Below are 18,645 nucleotides of genomic sequence, written 5' to 3' on the forward strand. Positions count from 1 at the left end.
AAGAGGTGTTGTGGAACACCCCTTTTTATATTAAGCAACTGCCGGTAGTCAGCAGGGTTTACCGATTAAAAGTCCAGACGCAGTCCCAAGGTATATTTTCGGCCAGAGAAGCTGGTATCTTCAACAAAGCCAGGGTAACCCGCGTAAGAGACCTGCGGTTCATCCGTCAGATTGCTTGCCGTGATAAAGCCTCGCAGCCGGTCATTGAAGCTGTAGTGTACTTCGGCATCGATGCGATCTTCGGCTGCATAGAACTCATCAGTCTCGATGGAATTTCCCAGGCCTTCGATGTAGTCATCCCGATAGGTGTAGTCAATTCGAGCATCCAGATTACGCCATGTGTAATTCAGTGTTGCGGTGTACAGCAACTCGGAAAAACCTTCCAGCGGCAGATCGCGACCATCGGTACGGTTTGGATACTCGGCGTCACTTTCGGTCAGCGTCGTACTCAGTGCCACACTCAATCCTTGCAGAGCGCCGGGCAGGAAGAACAGGTTCTGACGGGCGATCAACTCAAGACCGTAGTTTGTCGCTCCGGCACCGTTAACAGGCCGTTCGTATTCGAAGTCACCGCCTTCAGCCGGGACAGGAATGCCGTCCGGGCCCAGCTCATTAAAGTCATACACTTCAGTGTAGGTGAAGTCCTCGATGTCCTTGTAGAAAACACCGATGGAGTACAGACCACCACGCTCGGTGTAGTACTCAAGTTGGGCATCCAGGTTGTCTGCCAAGGCAGGTATCAGATTCGCGTTGCCGTCTTCGATATTACCTTCGTCATCTACCCAGCGACCACGTGACAGTTCACTGAGGCGAGGACGGCCATAGCTGCGGTTGTAACTTTCGCGCAGAATCAGATTGTCGGTCAGCTCATGCCGGAAGTGAATGCCCGGCAACCAGAATGAATGTGAGTCGCCTTGACGTGTCGGTGTTACCGTAGGCACTTCATTCAGATAGCTGACCGTTTTGTTGAGGTTGGACCATTCGTAGCGCTCCAGACGCACACCGGCAATGATGGTATGAATACCGGTTTCGTAGGTGCCCATCACGTAGCCGGCGGAAATGGATTCCTCGGCATCATAGTCCTCAACGTTACTGTCCTCGAGCGAATCATCATCCACGAATTCGAACAGGCCCGGGTTGCGGTTGAGCATGTCCAGTGCCACTTGCGGCTGCACGTCGTAGTACTTCTTCTTCAGGAAAATCACATCGTCTGTGGGCACAAGGATGTCGGCATAAGGGAAAGTTTCATCCATTTCATACAGATCAACGGTAATGTCGCGCACCTGTTGACTGACACGATACTTGGCACCGGTCTTGATGGTGAAAGTATTGCTACCGCTGCTGTAGCTGCGCTGCCAGTCAATACGTGAGCTGTACACCTGATCTTCTTTGCCACCAAAAATCTTTTCCAGCTCGCCCTCGGTCATCAGGCTGAGATCGCTGGAATCAACGCCATTGACGGCATCAATCCTGATGTCACCGGCTTGCGCATCAATAACCTCATATTCAAAAATGAACCAGGGGTCGTCCGGCTCCATCAGCATGTTCACTTCGCTGTCATCCGTAATTTTACTTTTGTTGCGGGAGTAGGACAGGTCGTACGTCAGCAGGTCAGAGTCATACTCATGACGACCGCCTACGGACAGCGAGTACAGAGTATTTTCGCTGTCTTCCAGAGTACCAATCCAGCCCCGTGAGCCTTCGCTGTCGGCTGTGCCACGACCATAGGTGGGTGTCAGTTCGGCGTATGTTTTTCGACCACCCACGGAATTCTGGAATCGTGTGTCAACATCAATGTCAGTTTCGTATTTGGTACCGCTTTGTTCATACTGACTGATCATCGGACGCAGATAGAACGAGTTATTGTCACCCACACGGTAGTCAATGGAACCACTCAGTGTATTGGTCAATGTGGTACGCGTATCGTGCTCGAAGTGACTGGCTTCCATGAACCAGACTGGCATGTTGTATTGGCCGATGTTCAGTTCCGGGTTGTTTTCTGGCGTCACCTGCACCCAGTCTATGTCGGCGTTGCGCGAATAACGATCGGTGTCGTAGCGGCTCAGCGTAAAACTGATACCCAGGTTGTTGTCTTCGCCATTGACACTGTAAATGTCAGAAAACGAGAAGCTGGCCGAGTTCCCCCAGTTATCAGGCTCTTCGTTCAGCACACCGGAAACGTCCAGGCTCATTTCGCGGCCCTGGCGCTGGAACGCACTGCGGGTGACCATGTTGACAATACCACCGACGGCATCGCCATCACGGTCAGGTGTCGGGGCCTTGATCACTTCGATTTTGGTGACACCGTCAGCGGCCAGTTGACGCGGGTTGAAGCTGTTACTGCCGCCTGAAGACGGTACCCGGTTTCCGTCTATCTGTACCGAGTTGAATTCACCGGCGATACCACGAATGTTGATGTCGCCGTGCGCACCATCCTGACCCTGGTTGACACTGATGCCCGGCAGGCGCTGCATGGCCTGGCCGATATTGCCATCAAGCATGGCGCCAAACGACTCTTCTGAAATGACGTTAACGATACCGGCGGCCGTTCTTTGCTCATTGATCGCACGGTCCGTGCCTGTTCTGGATGCACTGACGGTAATGGTTTCCACGCCGGCCAGACGCGCCATTTCCACATCGTAAGATGTGGATTGATCCGCGGAGATAGATACATCCATTTCCATCGGTGCCAGGCCAACGTAGGTCACTGTCAGGCGATAGTCACCCGGTGGCAGATCGGTTATTGAATATCGTCCACTAGCATCGGTGTAGTCACGGTAGGTAGTACCCGGGATCGTAACAATGGCGCCTTCCAGCGAGCGGCCGGTACCCGCTTCAGCGACACGACCAACCAGCGTTCCTTCGGCAGACTGGGCATTGACGTTGGCAACGCTGGCCAGTGACAGCACGAGCGTCGCTGTCAGCAGCTTCGGTGCAGACCAGGTGCGAGTCGCACGCAGGGCCGTGCATAAGCGGGAAAGGGGAAACGACGTAATCTCATTACGATGCGTCATGAAAAATCTCCGGAATACCAGTTAATTTGTTGGTGCACGGCATCGGTCCAGGTTTTTATGCGCATTGTCGACACAATGTTTGTGTTGACCTACTGACCTTTTAACTCGCTGCCTACAATGAAGTAGCCTGTGTAATGCGAGATCAAGGGTAGTGGGGTTGTGTGTCACGAACGTGACGGATTGATGAGGGTTTCATGACGTGATTGTCATGCTGGGCGGGCTGGCTGCGTCAGCCAGCCCGAGCGTGTAAAAATAACGTCGTTGATATCAGTCGCGTTGCACTGATTCCGGTTCAGTATCACCGGTGCGGAAATACACGTCGATGTCTCTCCCGTTCGCGTCTTCACCTTCCACTTCAACAATCCCCTGGTTGTTGATGGCGATTTCCTCGATACTCACCATGCCTTCAGTGATCGCCGCCTGCACATAACCACGCAGCTCGCCCGCGGTCATACCCCATGGGCCATCAATCCGGCGCTCCCGCTCTTCCTGTGCAATCTGGTCGCCACGAAGACCTATCTCGACGAACCACTCATCGTCCACCCAGCCTTCTATATCTGCCCGATTGCCATCATCGAACTCCAGTTCATAGAAATGGGTAATACCATACTCTTCCGCCAGGGTTACTGATTGCTCTACATAGTTATCCGGTGCCCCGGCATAAGCCAGCGCGCTGAGGGTCATCAATCCGGTCAGGCCCACGCCTGCGATTTGTGCTTTCATATTCTTTCTCCTGTCAAAGGGTTGGACTCGTTGCCCCGGCGGCAAAGCTGCATCGCCAGGCACATGTACACGGTACAGTGGTCTACCTTGCCGGAAGCTGACTCGCTGATTCATGTTCTGTTCACCTCTAGTTTGCAACCATTACATCACCATTTCGCAGCGGGTGACCACGCCAATGTTTAGTACACGACCTTCAATTCCCGGGCTCGCCACCGCGCTTGCCGTGTTTACCTGCAGTGCGCTGTGGTGTGCCAGCCTCCAGGCCCAAGAGGAAGATCCGTCAACTACGGGCGTCGGCACAGTACCGGGCGACGATGCCTCGACTGTCCGCTACGGCGTCGATTTCTTCACTCAGTATAATCCGAACACGGTTGACGATATGCTGGACTGGATTCCCGGCATTTCCATCGCACTGGCAGGCAACAACGGCAACGATAATGACCGCGGACTCGGTGGCGAGGGGAGCATTCTCATCAACGGTCAGCGCATGGCTGGCAAGACAAACGATCCCCGTGATCAGTTGAACCGCATACCTGCCAATAACGTCGAGTACATCGAGATCATCCGGGGCTCTTCTGCCGGTCTGGGAGTCAGAAGCAGCGGTCAGATCATCAACGTGGTACTGATCGATGACCTGAGTGGCTCCAGTGTCACGGCGGAAATCAGCACAAACTACAATCACGACGGTACGCTCAGACCCGGAGGCAGCGCATCCTGGAGCCGTCAGCAGGGAGCCCTGGATTTTCTGGTCAGCCTGGCAGCTGAGCCTGAATACGAGATTAGAGACAGTTTTGAACGCAGTTCAGGCGTTGATCTTATCCCCACCGGGACCACGATGCGGAAAGAGGTCACCGACGAAACCGGCTTCGAGTTCAACACCAACCTTAGCTATGACATCAGTCCGCGGGATCGTATCCAGTTCAACGCGCTGTGGCAGACTGAAGATTCACCGGAGCACATCCATCGCATCGAAACGCAATTGAACAGCGGTTCGCCAACCGTCACCCTAGAGCGGGAAGACATGGATGCAAGCGAGGTGGGGTGGGAGATCGGTGGCAATTACGAGCACTTCTTGAAAGGCGGCAGCCGGTTCCGCATTCTCGCCATCAGTACGCGAGAGGAGGAGGAGCTGTTCCGGGAACGCTTTGTCCGCAGCAATCCCGGGGCGGAAGAAGAGAAGGATCTGGTTCTCGAAAACCGCAGTGTTGCCAGTGAGCGGATTGTTCGCGGTGCGTTCACCTGGAATGTGAGCGACAGCAATAGCCTGGAGTTGGGTGCCGAAGTCGCGCAAAACATACTTGAATCGAGCCTGTTTCAGGGCTCGCCGACCGCCGAAGGGCCGGTGCTTCCGCAAACCGGCGGGCTGCCTTCACTGCCCATCGACAACGCCAGTGCGGACGTCGAAGAAATTCGATATGAGCCTTTTGCGGTCCATAGCTGGCAGGTTAACTCAGCCCTCGCTATTGAAAGCGAGCTTGTTTCCGAGTTCTCGACGATTGAACAGACCGGTGACATCAATAACAAAAGACGTTTTGATTTTCTGCGTCCCTCCCTTGAGGTGCGCTATGATCCGAACGCCTCCATGCAATACCGCGCCAGCATCGGAAAGCAGGTATCCCAGTTAAGTTTTGATGATTTTGTGGCCTCCACGGACAGCAGCGACGAGGAGCGTGATACAGAAGCCGGAAACCCGGAACTGAGGCAGGAAGAAACGTGGCGCTACGAATTGAATTTTGAGTACCGTCTGCCTGATGATCTCGGTGTCATCAACACGCTGGCATACTACGAGGACATTTCAAACGTGATTGACCGCGTAGACCTGACCCCATCAGCGGCTCAGGCAACCGGGGCGGTCGGTAACGTAGGTGATGCAAAAAGATATGGGGCCGAAATGGATCTCAGCCTGCGACTTGGATTCGTCGGATTGCCGGATGCCATCGTGACCTCCCGTCTGCAGGCCTCGTCGTCGTCGGTGACTGATCCGGTTCTGGGAATCAAACGGCGTCTGGAGCGAGATGACCGGGGTAGTGCCAGCCTCGGTTTCCGGCACGATATTCCGTCCCAACAGCTGAATTATGGTTTTGACTTAGAATACGATCTTGATAAGGGTCCGCAATTTGATGTCGACCGGATTGAATACGTCGACTTTGAGCCAGCGTTGTCTGCCTACATCCAAAAAACCGCGTTCGATGGTATCGTTTTCCGTGTCGAGGCGGGCAATATTCTGGACACTGGGCAATGCCGCGAGCGCCGCCGCTTCACAAACCGGACTTCTGATCCGTTTCCCTCAGCGATTGAGACCAACTGCCAAAACGATGGTCGAAGTCTGACCCTGAGAGTACGCAACACATTCTGATACAACTGCCATGACCGGTCAGGGGCACAACGGAGCCACTCTGCTATCATGGCGGGCCGATACAAGTTTTTCCTTTCTGCGGGAACCATGAGAGGTGCTCATCATGAAGAGACTGGCAGCAAAGCCACTGATTCAAGGGCGCATCAGTCTGCCCTTTTGCATGGGTATCCTGTGTCTGCTGGGTGCGACCTTGTCGCTGCCGGGTTTCGCTCAACCAGACACAGAGGGTCAGCGCCTGAGAGAAGAAGTCGCTGCCGGAAGAATCCTGCCGCTACAGTCCATCCTTGATTTGCTGCTCACTGACTATGTTGGCGAAGTCATTAGCGTGGAGCTGGATATGGACGATGGTATCCGGCTTTACGAAATTGAGTTGCTGGGTCCACAGGGGCAGATTGTGGAGTTCGAAATAGCCGCGCGCACAGGTGTGATCATGAAAATCGAAGGCAGCAACCTGAGTGGGATGAAGCGACCATGAAAGTGTTGCTGGTGGAGGACGACAAGGCGCTGGCTGAAGGGTTGCAAAGGGCCCTGGCCGATGCCGGCGTGCTTGTTGAAGTGGCCGGGGAGGGTAAACAGGCGGATTTTTTATTGTTCACTGAGCAATACAGTGTGGTCATTCTGGATCTGGGTTTGCCCGATGGCGAGGGCGCGCAGTGGCTGGCTACCTGGCGGAACCGGGGCATGGAGCTGCCCGTGCTGATCCTGACGGCGCGGGAGCGCTGGTCCGACAAGGCTGCCGGATTTTCCGCCGGTGCCGACGATTATGTCACCAAACCCTTCGAAACCGCGGAAATCCTGTTCCGGTTGCGTGCGCTGGTGCGGCGCAGTCACGGACATGCCCACCCGCTAATTGCGGTAGGCGACATCCGACTGGATACGCACACAGGGCAGGTGACACGCGCTGGAATGCCGGTATCGTTGACGGCACAGGAATTGCGGGTGCTGTCCCATCTGATGCATGCCTCACCGCGACCGGTGTCCCGCACTGAACTGTCAGAATATGTCTATGACCGGGACCAGGAACCGGACTCCAATGTCATCGATGTGCAAATCAGCCGCCTGCGTCGCAAACTGGGCGGCTCCTGGATTGAAACTCTGCGCGGTCAGGGTTACCGCATGCTCGAACCCTCCGCGGATCCAGGAAACAGGGGGGCCGGGGAAGTTGATTAACCTGCGTCGATTTCCCATCGTAGCCCGCATGCTGGTAGTGTCGCTTGTGCTGGTCGTCGTCGTGCTGCCCCTGGCTGGCGTTGTGCTCGCCTACAATTTCCGCTCAGCCGTTATCAGTGCCTTTGATGAACGGCTGGAGGCACTGTCTAATGTGGTGCTTGCCAGCGCCAACTATGACCCGATCGCAGATACCCTGACCCTGAACCGGGAGCTCGGTGACCCCCGCTTCGACCGGGTGTTTTCCGGATGGTATTGGCAGATCACCGATGGGCAGAATCGTCTACTGACATCCCGTTCGTTGTGGGATCAGCAACTGGAAATTAACAATCAACCGGGTCTTACCTACCGCGCCGTATCCGGGCCCAATGGCAGACCGGCAAGGCTATCGGAGCGCGATGTCCGCCTGCCCGGGCTGCCCGTTACGCTGCATGTTTCAGTCGCCGGCGAAATCGATGAGATAGAAGCCGAAGTCGCTGAATTTCAACGGCTTCTGTGGTTGTCTCTGCTTGTTCTCGGAAGTCTGTTGTTGTTAGCCGTATGGCTGCAATTGCGTTGGGGGCTGGAGCCACTGCGCCGGGTGCAGAAAAGCCTGGAAGCGGTACAGCGGGGACAGGAGAACAAACTGGATACAGATCTGCCGTCCGAACTCCGACCCCTGGCCGGGACCATCAATGCGGTGCTCGAGCAGGATCAGCGTTTCATCGAACGCGGACGGGCGGCTGCCGGTAATCTTGCTCACGCGCTGAAGACTCCGGTCTCGGTTATCAGCACCCTGTCCGAGCAACTGCCCAGCGATCAGGCTCGTGCTCTGCGGCGCGAGGTAAAGCGGCTGGATCTGGCAGTGCGACATCATCTGGCCCGCGCATCCGCCGCAGGTACGGTGGCCGTTGGCCGTTCCCACGATGTCATGGTGGTGCTCGACCCGGTGCTGACGGGTATCGCGCGGCTGGCGGGACGGCGTGCTCTGCGTTTTACTGCCCCCGCTGGCAGGGTAGTGACAACGCGTGTTGATCCGCAGGATTTACAGGAAATCGTTGGCAATGTGCTGGAAAATGCCATCAAGTGGGCCCGCAGCGAAGTGATCATGACGGTGGACGCCGACAATGATGGGCTGCTGTTGCGGATTCAGGATGATGGTCCGGGCATGTCGGATGCACAAATCCACACTGCCCTGGACCGGGGTGTAAAGCTGGATGAAACAACTCCCGGCTCGGGACTGGGTTTGTCCATCGTTTCCGATCTGGCGAAATTATATGGTGGACACGTATCGCTGACGCGGTGGCAGGATGGCGGTCTGACCGTGGAGATTCGCCTGCCTGAATGGCGGGCGTCGCAGTGATTACTCACTTAACTGAATTTACTGCTTAGTCTTCGCTCATACTTTGAATCGAAAATTGTAATCGATACTGAGTGTCCGCTGTTTGTATTACTCGCAGCGAACCAAACAGTTGAGACTCATCGACGTTACGGACCCAGCTGGCCGTGGCGCTGAAATTGCCAACGGCGTTGTTGTCATTTTGCCAGTCCTGTTGCGCTATCTGATCCGTAAAGTGTCTGAACACCCTGTCCAGGTCCCAGTCGATGGCCATGTCAATGCTCGATTCCATGCCCTTGGGCAATCCTGAGGTGAAGGCCGGCGACATACCCGGGGAAGAAGGCAAGGTCGCGGCAGCCGGCAGCTCCATTCTTGGCATGTACTGATTCAGGTTCATTCTTGCCGGCCTTGACTGCATACGACCGCTATACTGAGCCAACATCTGCGCGCAGTTCGCACTTGCCATCCTCGGACCGTTCGTGCCGCCGCTGGCCGTCATGTTGATCACACTGTTGTACGATGTATTTGCCTGACCCGTGGTGGGCGAAATTGCCTGTGTCTGACTGGAAAATGGAGCGAACGGCACACTTTGTGGTGTCCATACTGGCCCTCCTTGCATACGCCCGGTAGATCTGACCATTGTTCCGGTGATATGAACGGTCATCATGCCGCGTACATCGTGACAGAACTGGACCGGCATATTCGGGGGAATAAACCGGGGCGTGACAAATCCGGTCTGCTCGAGGTTCGAACCCGGTGGCTGGGTTAACATCAGATAACCCAGGTTCTCCAGCGCGGTCATGATTTGGGAACGTTGATTGACACCGTCACCTTCTGCGCGCATCACAACCTGCTGAGAATGCCCCATGTCAGCACTACCTAACAACTCAACCGAATCGGGTATGACAATTTCGGGAAAGTTGTCAGGTACACCTGAATAAAGACGGATATCGAAAGGGTTGTTATTACCCAGTAGCGCCTTAACCAGTTCCAACGGTACGTCGCCCTGAATCTCCTCAGCGGCCTGCACCGATATGGCAAAACACATGGCTACAAAGAGGGTCGTGAACAATACCCTGGCGGAAGACATAGTCACTCCATAGACAGTTTTTAAATATCCAGATTCTGCACAGCCAGCGCATTGGATTCGATAAACTCCCGACGCGGGTCCACCTGGTCGCCCATCAATGTGGTGAACAACTGGTCAGCGCTGATGGCATCCTCAATGGTCACCTGCAGCATTCGCCGGGCTTCTGGGTCCATGGTCGTTTCCCACAGCTGCGCCGGGTTCATTTCGCCCAGACCTTTGTAACGCTGCAGGTAGTGTCCTTTCATGGCATCCTCTGTGAGCCACCGCAAAGCTTCTGTAAATGTTTGAATTTCCTGCTTTTTTTCGCCTCGCTGGACAAAAGCACCTGGTTCGATCAACCCATCAAGCATGACGCCAAGGCGGGTCAGGGAACGATATTCACCGGAATTAAAGAAATCTTTCGAGAAACGGTATTCGCGTGTCAAACCGTGAAGACTGTGCACAATCTCTGGAAGGAAAATATGACGCTCGGGATCTTCATAGGGACGCATGGTATAACCCTGCGCTGTTTTAGGGTGCAGATCATGCAGCTCTTTGCTCAGTTTTTCCAGCCAGTTGCTTATACCCGCTTCGGTGTACTCGGCCTCGGTAAGTGGTTGGGTAAACACAATCGCTTCCATAACTTCGGAAGGATAGAGTCGCTCCAGCCGCTCGATCATGCTGTAAGTGGTGTTGTATTGACGCACCATTTCTTCCAGCGCATCGCCCGAGATGGCCGGGGCTTCCGGGTTTACATGCAAACTGGATCCGTCGAGCGCAATCTGCGTCTGATACTTACGCAGCTCGCTTTCGTCTTTCAGATACTGCTCGTGTTTACCCTTGCGAACCTTATACAAGGGTGGCTGGGCGATATAGATGTAGCCACGCTCGACAAGCTCATGCATTTGACGAAAAAAGAAGGTCAACAACAAGGTGCGGATATGTGAACCATCCACGTCGGCGTCGGTCATGATGATGATGCGGTGATAGCGCAATTTGTCAGCAGAGAATTCGTCCTTGCCTATGCCGCAGCCCAATGCCTTGATCAATGTTCCGATCTCGGCGGAACTCAGCATTTTATCGAAGCGTGCTTTTTCAACATTCAGGATTTTGCCCTTCAGCGGCAGAATAGCCTGGTTCTTGCGGTTTCGGCCCTGTTTGGCCGAACCGCCCGCTGAATCACCCTCCACAATGTATATTTCAGACAAAGCAGGATCTTTTTCCTGACAATCCGCTAGTTTGCCCGGCAATCCGGCCAGATCCAGTGCACCTTTGCGTCGTGTCATTTCCCGAGCTTTCCGGGCTGCTTCACGCGCCCGGGCTGCATCAATCATTTTGCTGACAATCTGCTTGGCCTCCAGCGGATTTTCCAGTAGGAAATCGGTGAAATGACTGACCATTTCCTGCTCGACCGCCGTTTTCACTTCTGATGAAACGAGCTTGTCTTTTGTCTGCGAGGAGAACTTGGGATCGGGTACCTTGACGGAAACCACGGCGGTCAGGCCTTCTCGTGCGTCATCGCCCGTGGTCATGACTTCCTTGCCCTTTTTGGCAGCTACTTCTTTGTCGATATAGGTCTTTAACACACGTGTCAGTGCACTACGGAAGCCAGCCATATGGGCACCGCCGTCACGCTGCGGGATATTATTGGTGTAGGGGAAGATGTTTTCCTGGTAGCTGTCGTTCCACTGCAGGGCAATCTCAACACCAATACCGTCATCCGGTCGATCCACCTGGAAATGGAAAATTTTGTTAATCGGCGTTTTGTTTTTGTTCAGGTAATCAACAAAGGCACGTAGACCGCCGTCGTACTTATAGGTATCTGTTTTTCCGCTGCGTTCGTCTTTAAGCACGATAGAAACGCCGGCGTTGAGGAATGCCAGTTCACGGAGTTTTTTTGCCAGAATATCGTAGTGGAACTCGATGTTTTTGAAAGTGGCGGTCGAAGGTTTGAAGAAAGTTTCTGTACCTGTGATCGAGGTATCGCCAACCACAGCCAGCGGTGCCTGCGGTACACCATGTGCATAAAACTGCTCATGGACTTTGCCACCACGTCGGATCGTCAGCTTTAACTCTTCGGACAGGGCGTTAACAACAGACACGCCCACACCATGCAGGCCTCCGGAGACTTTATAACTGTTGTCATCAAACTTACCGCCAGCGTGCAGAACCGTCATGATAACTTCAGCAGCAGACACGCCTTCGGTGTGCATCTCTGTTGGAATACCACGACCATTGTCCGACACGGTAATTCCTTCACCTGGATGCACAATGACACGGACCTCATCACAGTGACCGGCCAGGGCTTCGTCGATGGAGTTATCAACCAGCTCGAATACCATGTGATGCAATCCGGTGCCATCTTCCGTGTCACCAATATACATACCTGGTCGTTTACGCACGGCGTCAAGGCCTTTTAGTACCTTGATACTGGACGAATCGTAGGTTGACTCATTAGACATGCTGCTCTCCGCTTGTGTTACTGATATGACTGTATTTTACCATGTTCCACGTGGAACTTTCTTGATCTGTCTGACATTTCCTTATCGAGGTCGAGGTCTTCCGCCTCAACTGCGGTAAATAGACACTGTGCTCCTGAATCGCCGAGCAGACGAATTACCTTATTTCTGTTATCGCGATCCAGTTCAGACGCCAGGTCATCAATCAGATAGGTACACTGATTGTTATCAATGCCCGCTGAATTACCTTGGCCGCGGCTGCGCTCCACGAACCTGCCCATTGCAATCTTGAGCGCGCAAACCAGCATTTTGAGCTGACCTCGACTGAGTACTTCGGTGGCCACCACGCCGTCCACTTTCAGACTGAAGTCCGCTCGATGAGGCCCGTTAAGCGTCATGCCGTATTTAATGTCGCGCTGACGCTGCTCTACAAGCACCGCAGCAAAGTCCTGATTGGTATCCCAACCAGCCTTGTATTCCAATGCCAGCTCTCGTCCGGTCAAAAATTCTGCGACCACAGACTCCAGCAGCGGCCTGAAAGAATCAAGTATAGCTGTTCTGCTCGCATGAATCGCCTGTCCAAGCGCCGCAAGCTCAATATCCCAGGCATCAAGTTGACCATGCAGCGTAGCACCGCCGGTCTTCAACAAGCTGTTTCGGTGAGCAACGCCACGCCGATAGGCCCGCCAATCGTCCAGATATGCATGTTCCACGTGGAACACTGCCCAATCCAAAAACCGGCGCCGTATTTTCCCACTGCCTTCCAGAAGCTGAAAACTCTCTGAATTCAGTACTTGAAGGGGCAGGGCGGATGCGACAGCCTGCCAATTGCGTTGCTGCTCGCCATCATACTTGAGTTCGTTTTTCCCGTTCCTGGACTTGAGCAGGCCGATTCGACCAGCATCACCGAGATCGGTGAACACCAGGAAATTTGACTGCTCCCGCATTACCAGGGGATCAATTTTATGGGTTCGAAAGGATCGTCCTACGCTGAGAACGTGAATCGCCTCCAACAAACTGGTCTTGCCGCTACCGTTTACGCCGGAGAAGATATTCAGGCCAGGAGAAAGTAAAACATCGACCGCTTCAAGATTACGAAAACGGTCGATCATCAGCCTTTGGATAACAGCCATTTAGTCCTGATGGCGGGCTTTTAAAGCCGCATGGGCATGACAACGTAGAGCGCATCAGAGGCGGAAACCGCCTCAAGCAAGGCGCTGCTATTGGAATCAGACAATGTGAATTTTACCTTGTCACTGTCCAGCACACTAAGTACATCGATCAGGTAGCCGACATTAAACCCTATTTCCAGTGACTCGCCTTCATATTCAACCGCGACCATGTCTTCGGCTTCTTCCTGTTCCGGGTTGTTGGCAACCACCTTCAACTCGTTCTGTCCAAGCTGCAGGTTCACGCCGCGATACTTTTCATTGGAAAGGATGGAGGCACGACTGAAGGCATGGCGGAGAAGGGTACGTTCACCGATAACGATCTTGTTGCCACCCTTGGGCAGCACGCGCTGATAATCAGGGAATTTACCGTCTACGAGTTTAGAGGTGAAGGTAAAGTCTTTCAGTTTTGCACGTATATGACCGGCACCGAAGACCAGCACCAGCTCATCTTCAGACGGCTCAGAGAGTAACCGCGACAGCTCCAGTACGCCTTTGCGAGGCACAATAATCTGTTGTACTTCCTCAACGCCCGTGCTGACACCTGTGGTATGCATGGCAAGCCGATGACCATCAGTCGCCACGACTCTGAACCAGGAGCTTCCCAGTTCAAACAGCATGCCATTCAGGTAATAGCGCACATCCTGCTGCGCCATGGCAAACGCGCAGGAATCAATCAAATGCTTGAGCTCCTGACCACTGATACCGATTTCGTAGGTACCAGGTTCGTCTACGGTTACCGGGAAATCAGAGGCGGGCAGAGTGGCCAGAGTAAAACGACTACGCCCCGCTTTGACCACAAACTTGCTGTCTTCCAGGGTAAACTCAAGCACCGCATCGTCTGACAGGGATTTACAGATATCCATCAGCTTGCGGCCAGGAACCGTTATCTCGCCGGGCTTACTGCCACTGTTTACCGGAACGCGGCCAATAAGCTCAACTTCAAGGTCCGTCCCGGTGATTTCCAATACGTCGTTTTTTAGGGTCAGCATCACATTCGCCAGTACCGGCAATGTGTGACGACGTTCAACAACCCCCGCCGCCAGTTGGAGGGGCTTTATGATTGCGTCCCTGGAAATAGTAAATTGCATATTCCGATCTCAGATAAGCGTTTTATGATTGAATAGAATACTGCCAGCGCCAACATCACCACCTTTCAGGTAGTCAGCGCTCGCAACAGGTTATTATAGTCCTCTGCCAGGTCCTGTGAATCACCCCGCAGTTTCTTGATCTGCTTGCAAGCATGTAACACTGTCGTATGATCACGGCCACCAAAGGCATCACCAATTTCGGGCAAGCTGTGATTGGTCAATTCTTTGGCCAGGCACATGGCAACCTGCCGTGGTCTGGCGACAGAACGATTACGACGCTTGGATAACATATCAGACATCTTGATCTTATAATATTCTGCGACCGAGCGCTGAATATTATCAATGGACACCAGTTTCTCGTGCAGGGCAAAAAGATCCCGCAGCGCCTCGCGAACCAGATCAAGGTCGATCCGGCGCCCAACAAAGTTGGCGTGAATGATTACCTTCTTGAGTGCTCCCTCCAGCTCCCGGACATGTGAGCGCAAACGCTGGGCAATAAACATTGCCGCATCACCAGGCAACTCGATATTACTCTGGGCTGCTTTGTTAATCAGAATCGCGGCGCGAGTCTCAAGTTCGGGCGGTTCCACCGCCACGCTCAGACCCCAGCCGAAGCGAGACTTTAGTCTTTCCTCTAACCCATTGATTTCTTTATGGTATTTATCGCTTGTCAGGATGATTTGTTGTCCTCCTTCAAGCAAAGCATTGAAGGTATGGAAAAACTCCTCCTGGGAACGCTCCTTACCGGCAAAAAACTGGATGTCGTCAATCAGCAGAGCATCCACCGAACGGTAATAGCGTTTGAATTCGTTGATGGCGTTCAGTTGCAGAGCAGTCACCATGGTGGCAACAAAGGTTTCCGAGTGCAGATACACTACCTTGGCGTTGGGTTTACGGGCCAACATGAAATTGCCGATCGCATGCATCAGATGCGTCTTACCCAGACCCACGCCGCCATATATAAAGAGTGGGTTATAGGCGCCACCCGGATTATCCGCCACTTGCAGCGCGGCAGCCCGTGCCAGCTGGTTGGATTTGCCCTCAACAAAATTATCAAATGTGTTTTCCGGATTAAGCGACCCTTTATGCCTGAGCTTGCCCTCGATAATCAGCTCCATGTTGCGCCCGGAGCGTTTGCTCTGACTACCGCCGGTGTACGATGACTTGCCGGCCAGCGCATCCTTAAGCTCAGTATCCGCATGATGGTCGCCACTGAGGGCATTTCCGGCCAGTCGCCGCGCGCCTTCCTGCTGATGCACCGGCTCTACCAGACTCAGATGTGCGCCCGAGGCAGGCACTGAAATCCCGGGGCCCGGCATGTGGATGGCAGGCGTAGCTCGGTCATCATCGAACGAGCGCTGATGGTGCTGTGTCGGACTCTGACCCGCAGGATGATGGCCGCCCGCAGACGCAACTGCCGCAGGTCGAACTGCCTGCCGGTTGCCGACCTCAACAAAAATGCCTATCTGCTCGCCACCGGTATGGCGGTGTACCAGTTCACTGATACGAGCAACAAATTTGTCTTTAACCCACTCCTGCACAAAGCGATTGGGTGCCAGCAGCGTCAGGCCATCCGTTGAGGTCTCTGCCTGCAGGGGTCTAATCCAGGTATTAAATTGTTGGGATGGAAGCTCATCCCTGAGGTGATCAACACACCGTTGCCAAGTTGCTAAAAGCACGACTTTCACTGCCCTGTAGTCTGTTATTGTGTGAACAAGTTTATAACGAGATCAAATTCTACCCGCCTATTGCACAGTTATCCACACAAACAAGCGTCATTTCGCTTGTTCCAGAACAACTATTTTTTATATTTTTATCAATTACTTATAATACGGTAATCGCTAAATCAGGGCAGTTATAGCAGCAAAAAAATCGCCTTCACCCTGATTTTATGCACAGGACATCCTGTGCATAACTTGTTATTAACAGGGTATAAGCCCCGGATAAAAATTTGCCAGGCCTTTGCTCTCGCAATACAAGGAATCTATTGCATAAAGTTGTTAAAACATCTAAAATCCGCGCTCTTTAATTTATCCGAACCACCATTTACTGAATCACCCTGGATCGCCATTATGAAAAGAACTTTCCAACCCAGCCTGCTGAAACGCGCCCGAACTCACGGCTTCCGTGCCCGTATGGCAACCCGTGGTGGTCGTCTGGTTATCAAGCGTCGTCGTTCACGAGGCCGCGCCAAGCTGTCTGCCTGATCCAACTGACTCCTGACTTAACTGACAAGAGCTGCATGTGACCGACCAACGTTTGACCGGCTACGGTTTTGGTAGAAATCTGCGGCTTCTGACGGCTTCTGACTATAAGGCCGTCTTCAGCCAGGCCGAATTCAAGGTATCGTGCCCCCAGCTTCTGATTCTTGCCACCAGACATGATAACGTGTCGCCAAGGCTGGGTCTGGTGATAGCCAAAAAGAATATTCGCCTGGCAGTGCAACGAAACCGGGTGAAAAGGCTGATTCGCGAATCTTTCCGCCATCAACAGGATTCGTTCACCGGGCTGGACATCGTTATTCTGGCCCGGAAAGGACTGGGCACCATGGACAATGCCGCCATTGCCCGGCTCCTGGATAAACTGTGGCAGGATCTGGTCCGGCGGCGAGACCGCCAGTTTGAACAAAAGGCGGCACAGCAGACCATAAACCGGACCGTAAAATAGCCGCAAAATAATGGGTGACTTAACATGCTGGCTAAGTTCGCTATCAAGCTGATTACTGTTTACCAGTACACCCTCAGCCTTCTCATTGGCAATCAGTGTCGTTTTTACCCCTCCTGCTCACATTACACCCAGGATGCCATTGCCTGTCACGGACTTGTGAAAGGATGTTATCTTGGCACGCGCCGGATACTGCGCTGCCATCCCTGGCATGCAGGCGGATTTGATCCTGTTCCCGGCAGTCACACTCACTCTGACGCTGAAACGTCTTCAACCAATAAGTAGCCTTTACCCATGGACTATATTCGATACGCGCTTCTGGCCGGTCTGGCCATTGTCAGTTACATGCTTCTGCTGGCATGGCAGGACGACTATCCGTCATCAGCACCATCACCGGCTGTTGTACAAAATCAACAAAGTAACGGCGATATCCCCTCAGCCGGCAGCGGTACATTGCCATCTGATGTGCCATCGGATATACCCTCTGACACGCCAGCGCCGACTAATACCGATATACCTGTTGTTGCCGGTGGTTCAACACCTGACAGCAATACACAGAATTCGGAAACCCTGATCACGGTCAGCACAGACGTATTAAATGTCACCATAGACCGCAACGGAGGTGATATTGTTTTTGTCTCGCTGCCGGAGCATTACACAGAAATCGATACACCCGACGAACCTTTTGTGCTGCTTGAGAACACCTCGCTACGCACCTATGTCGCGCAAAGTGGACTCATAGGCCAGAACGGCATCGATGGTGCCCAGCGCGCCCTGTACACCGCGAGTGCGGACAGTTACGCCATGGCACCTGGTCAGGATGTTCTTACCGTAGATCTGCGCTATACAGACAGCAACGGCGTCGACGTCATCAAACAATTTACCTTCCAGCGCAGCAATTACCTGATCGATATTGCCTACGATATCAACAACACGACCGATATGCCCTGGCAAGCCAATATGTTTGGTCAGATCAAGCGCAGCAACTACGAGGATCCGACTCAGGGCAGCGGTTTTGGCATGGCCAGCTTTTTGGGTTTTGCCACCACTTCCATTGACGACAACTACGTCAAAATACCCTTTGATGAAGTTGAAGAGCGTGCATCACACGAAATTGACGGCGGGTGGGTCGCGCTGGGGCAGCATTACTTTATTTCCGCTTTTATCCCTCCGGCACAGGCGCGCAACAGTTTTTCGTTCCGTCGCAACACCCTGAATGAATATATCGGTGGTTTCACCAGTTCTGAATTTGTGGTGGCACCCAACAGCAGCAGCTCTCAGCAGATGTCGTTTTATGCCGGACCCAAGGACCAGTACCGGCTGGGTGAAATCGCGCCCTGGCTGGACCGCACCATCGACTATGGCTGGTTGTGGTTTGTTGCGTCCCCCATTTACTGGCTGCTGACCAAGATAAATGATGTCATTGGCAATTTTGGCTGGTCCATCCTGATCCTGACCGTCATTGTTAAAGCTGTGTTCTTCAAACTGTCTGCCACCAGCTACCGCTCCATGGCCAACATGCGTCGTGTCATGCCAAAGATGAATCAGCTCAAAGAGCGCTACGGCGATGACAAAATGAAGCTGCAGAAAGCGACCATGGAGCTGTATAAAAAAG

15 protein-coding genes are annotated in these 18,645 nt (G+C 53.4%); 8 read left to right on the forward strand and 7 right to left on the reverse strand.

Annotated elements, in window-relative coordinates:
• Positions 1-65: 65 nt before the first annotated feature.
• Entirely contained in the window at positions 66-3,014 is a 2,949-nt protein-coding gene (locus WD071_RS08145) for a TonB-dependent receptor (RefSeq protein WP_368047854.1), read from the reverse strand.
• Positions 3,015-3,281: 267 nt separating this feature from the next.
• The gene (locus WD071_RS08150; protein ID WP_368047855.1) at positions 3,282-3,737 is read right to left on the reverse strand and encodes a hypothetical protein; all 456 of its coding nucleotides are present in this window, start codon (positions 3,735-3,737) and stop codon (positions 3,282-3,284) included.
• Positions 3,738-3,912: 175 nt separating this feature from the next.
• Between WD071_RS08150 and WD071_RS08155 the strand changes: the two genes are divergently transcribed.
• The 4 genes from WD071_RS08155 (at position 3,913) to WD071_RS08170 (ending at position 8,602) form a co-directional block, all read left to right on the forward strand.
• Positions 3,913-6,093 (forward strand): TonB-dependent receptor plug domain-containing protein, encoded by a 2,181-nt coding sequence (locus WD071_RS08155; RefSeq protein ID WP_368047856.1) that lies wholly within the window; start codon positions 3,913-3,915, stop codon positions 6,091-6,093.
• Positions 6,094-6,196: 103 nt separating this feature from the next.
• Entirely contained in the window at positions 6,197-6,568 is a 372-nt protein-coding gene (locus WD071_RS08160; RefSeq protein ID WP_368047857.1) for a PepSY domain-containing protein, read from the forward strand.
• On the forward strand, positions 6,565-7,263 hold the full coding sequence (locus tag WD071_RS08165; RefSeq protein WP_368047858.1) for a response regulator: 699 nt from the start codon (positions 6,565-6,567) through the stop codon (positions 7,261-7,263). Before WD071_RS08160 ends, WD071_RS08165 begins: the two co-directional genes overlap by 4 nt.
• Positions 7,256-8,602, forward strand: coding sequence for a sensor histidine kinase (locus WD071_RS08170; RefSeq protein WP_368047859.1), 1,347 nt, complete (start codon positions 7,256-7,258; stop codon positions 8,600-8,602). The genes WD071_RS08165 and WD071_RS08170 overlap by 8 nt, the downstream gene beginning before the upstream one ends.
• A gap of 25 nt (positions 8,603-8,627) precedes the next feature.
• Here WD071_RS08170 and WD071_RS08175 read toward each other — a convergent pair whose 3' ends face one another.
• The 5 genes from WD071_RS08175 to dnaA all read right to left on the reverse strand — a co-directional run bounded on the left by WD071_RS08175 (position 8,628) and on the right by dnaA (position 16,045).
• Positions 8,628-9,668: a hypothetical protein gene (locus WD071_RS08175; protein ID WP_368047860.1), complete on the reverse strand. Its 1,041-nt coding sequence runs from the start codon at positions 9,666-9,668 to the stop codon at positions 8,628-8,630.
• A 20-nt stretch (positions 9,669-9,688) separates the two neighbouring features.
• Complete coding sequence (gene gyrB / locus WD071_RS08180; protein WP_368047861.1) at positions 9,689-12,109, reverse strand: DNA topoisomerase (ATP-hydrolyzing) subunit B; 2,421 nt, start codon at positions 12,107-12,109, stop codon at positions 9,689-9,691.
• Positions 12,110-12,126: 17 nt separating this feature from the next.
• Positions 12,127-13,239, reverse strand: coding sequence for a DNA replication/repair protein RecF (gene recF, locus WD071_RS08185; RefSeq protein WP_368047862.1), 1,113 nt, complete (start codon positions 13,237-13,239; stop codon positions 12,127-12,129).
• Between the two features lie 20 nt (positions 13,240-13,259).
• On the reverse strand, positions 13,260-14,366 hold the full coding sequence (dnaN, locus tag WD071_RS08190) for a DNA polymerase III subunit beta (protein ID WP_368047863.1): 1,107 nt from the start codon (positions 14,364-14,366) through the stop codon (positions 13,260-13,262).
• Between the two features lie 65 nt (positions 14,367-14,431).
• Positions 14,432-16,045 (reverse strand): chromosomal replication initiator protein DnaA, encoded by a 1,614-nt coding sequence (gene dnaA / locus WD071_RS08195; RefSeq protein WP_368047864.1) that lies wholly within the window; start codon positions 16,043-16,045, stop codon positions 14,432-14,434.
• A gap of 393 nt (positions 16,046-16,438) precedes the next feature.
• Here dnaA and rpmH point away from each other — a divergent pair, with 393 nt between their 5' ends.
• The 4 genes from rpmH to yidC form a co-directional block, all read left to right on the forward strand.
• Positions 16,439-16,573, forward strand: coding sequence for a 50S ribosomal protein L34 (gene rpmH / locus WD071_RS08200; protein ID WP_070117151.1), 135 nt, complete (start codon positions 16,439-16,441; stop codon positions 16,571-16,573).
• A gap of 37 nt (positions 16,574-16,610) precedes the next feature.
• Complete coding sequence (gene rnpA / locus WD071_RS08205; RefSeq protein WP_368047865.1) at positions 16,611-17,033, forward strand: ribonuclease P protein component; 423 nt, start codon at positions 16,611-16,613, stop codon at positions 17,031-17,033.
• Between the two features lie 24 nt (positions 17,034-17,057).
• Positions 17,058-17,315 carry a membrane protein insertion efficiency factor YidD gene (gene yidD / locus WD071_RS08210; RefSeq protein WP_368047866.1) on the forward strand — a complete coding sequence of 86 codons (258 nt, stop codon included), beginning with the start codon at positions 17,058-17,060 and terminating at the stop codon, positions 17,313-17,315.
• A gap of 9 nt (positions 17,316-17,324) precedes the next feature.
• Positions 17,325-18,645: membrane protein insertase YidC (gene yidC / locus WD071_RS08215; protein ID WP_368047867.1), on the forward strand; the 1,321-nt coding region annotated here is incomplete at its 3' end.

Origin of the sequence: Pseudohongiella sp. (assembly GCF_040877505.1) — a bacterium.
Lineage (GTDB): Bacteria > Pseudomonadota > Gammaproteobacteria > Pseudomonadales > Pseudohongiellaceae > Pseudohongiella.

Excerpts from the sequence above, each read along its gene's own strand:
- WD071_RS08145 (WP_368047854.1), bottom strand. The coding sequence starts at position 3,014 with ATGACGCATCGTAATGAGATTACGTCGTTTCCCCTTTCCCGCTTATGC.
- WD071_RS08150 (WP_368047855.1), bottom strand. The coding sequence starts at position 3,737 with ATGAAAGCACAAATCGCAGGCGTGGGCCTGACCGGATTGATGACCCTC.
- WD071_RS08155 (WP_368047856.1), top strand. The coding sequence starts at position 3,913 with ATGTTTAGTACACGACCTTCAATTCCCGGGCTCGCCACCGCGCTTGCC.
- WD071_RS08160 (WP_368047857.1), top strand. The coding sequence starts at position 6,197 with ATGAAGAGACTGGCAGCAAAGCCACTGATTCAAGGGCGCATCAGTCTG.
- WD071_RS08165 (WP_368047858.1), top strand. The coding sequence starts at position 6,565 with ATGAAAGTGTTGCTGGTGGAGGACGACAAGGCGCTGGCTGAAGGGTTG.
- WD071_RS08175 (WP_368047860.1), bottom strand. The coding sequence starts at position 9,668 with ATGTCTTCCGCCAGGGTATTGTTCACGACCCTCTTTGTAGCCATGTGT.
- gyrB (WP_368047861.1), bottom strand. The coding sequence starts at position 12,109 with ATGTCTAATGAGTCAACCTACGATTCGTCCAGTATCAAGGTACTAAAA.
- recF (WP_368047862.1), bottom strand. The coding sequence starts at position 13,239 with ATGGCTGTTATCCAAAGGCTGATGATCGACCGTTTTCGTAATCTTGAA.
- dnaN (WP_368047863.1), bottom strand. The coding sequence starts at position 14,366 with ATGCAATTTACTATTTCCAGGGACGCAATCATAAAGCCCCTCCAACTG.
- rpmH (WP_070117151.1), top strand. The coding sequence starts at position 16,439 with ATGAAAAGAACTTTCCAACCCAGCCTGCTGAAACGCGCCCGAACTCAC.
- yidD (WP_368047866.1), top strand. The coding sequence starts at position 17,058 with ATGCTGGCTAAGTTCGCTATCAAGCTGATTACTGTTTACCAGTACACC.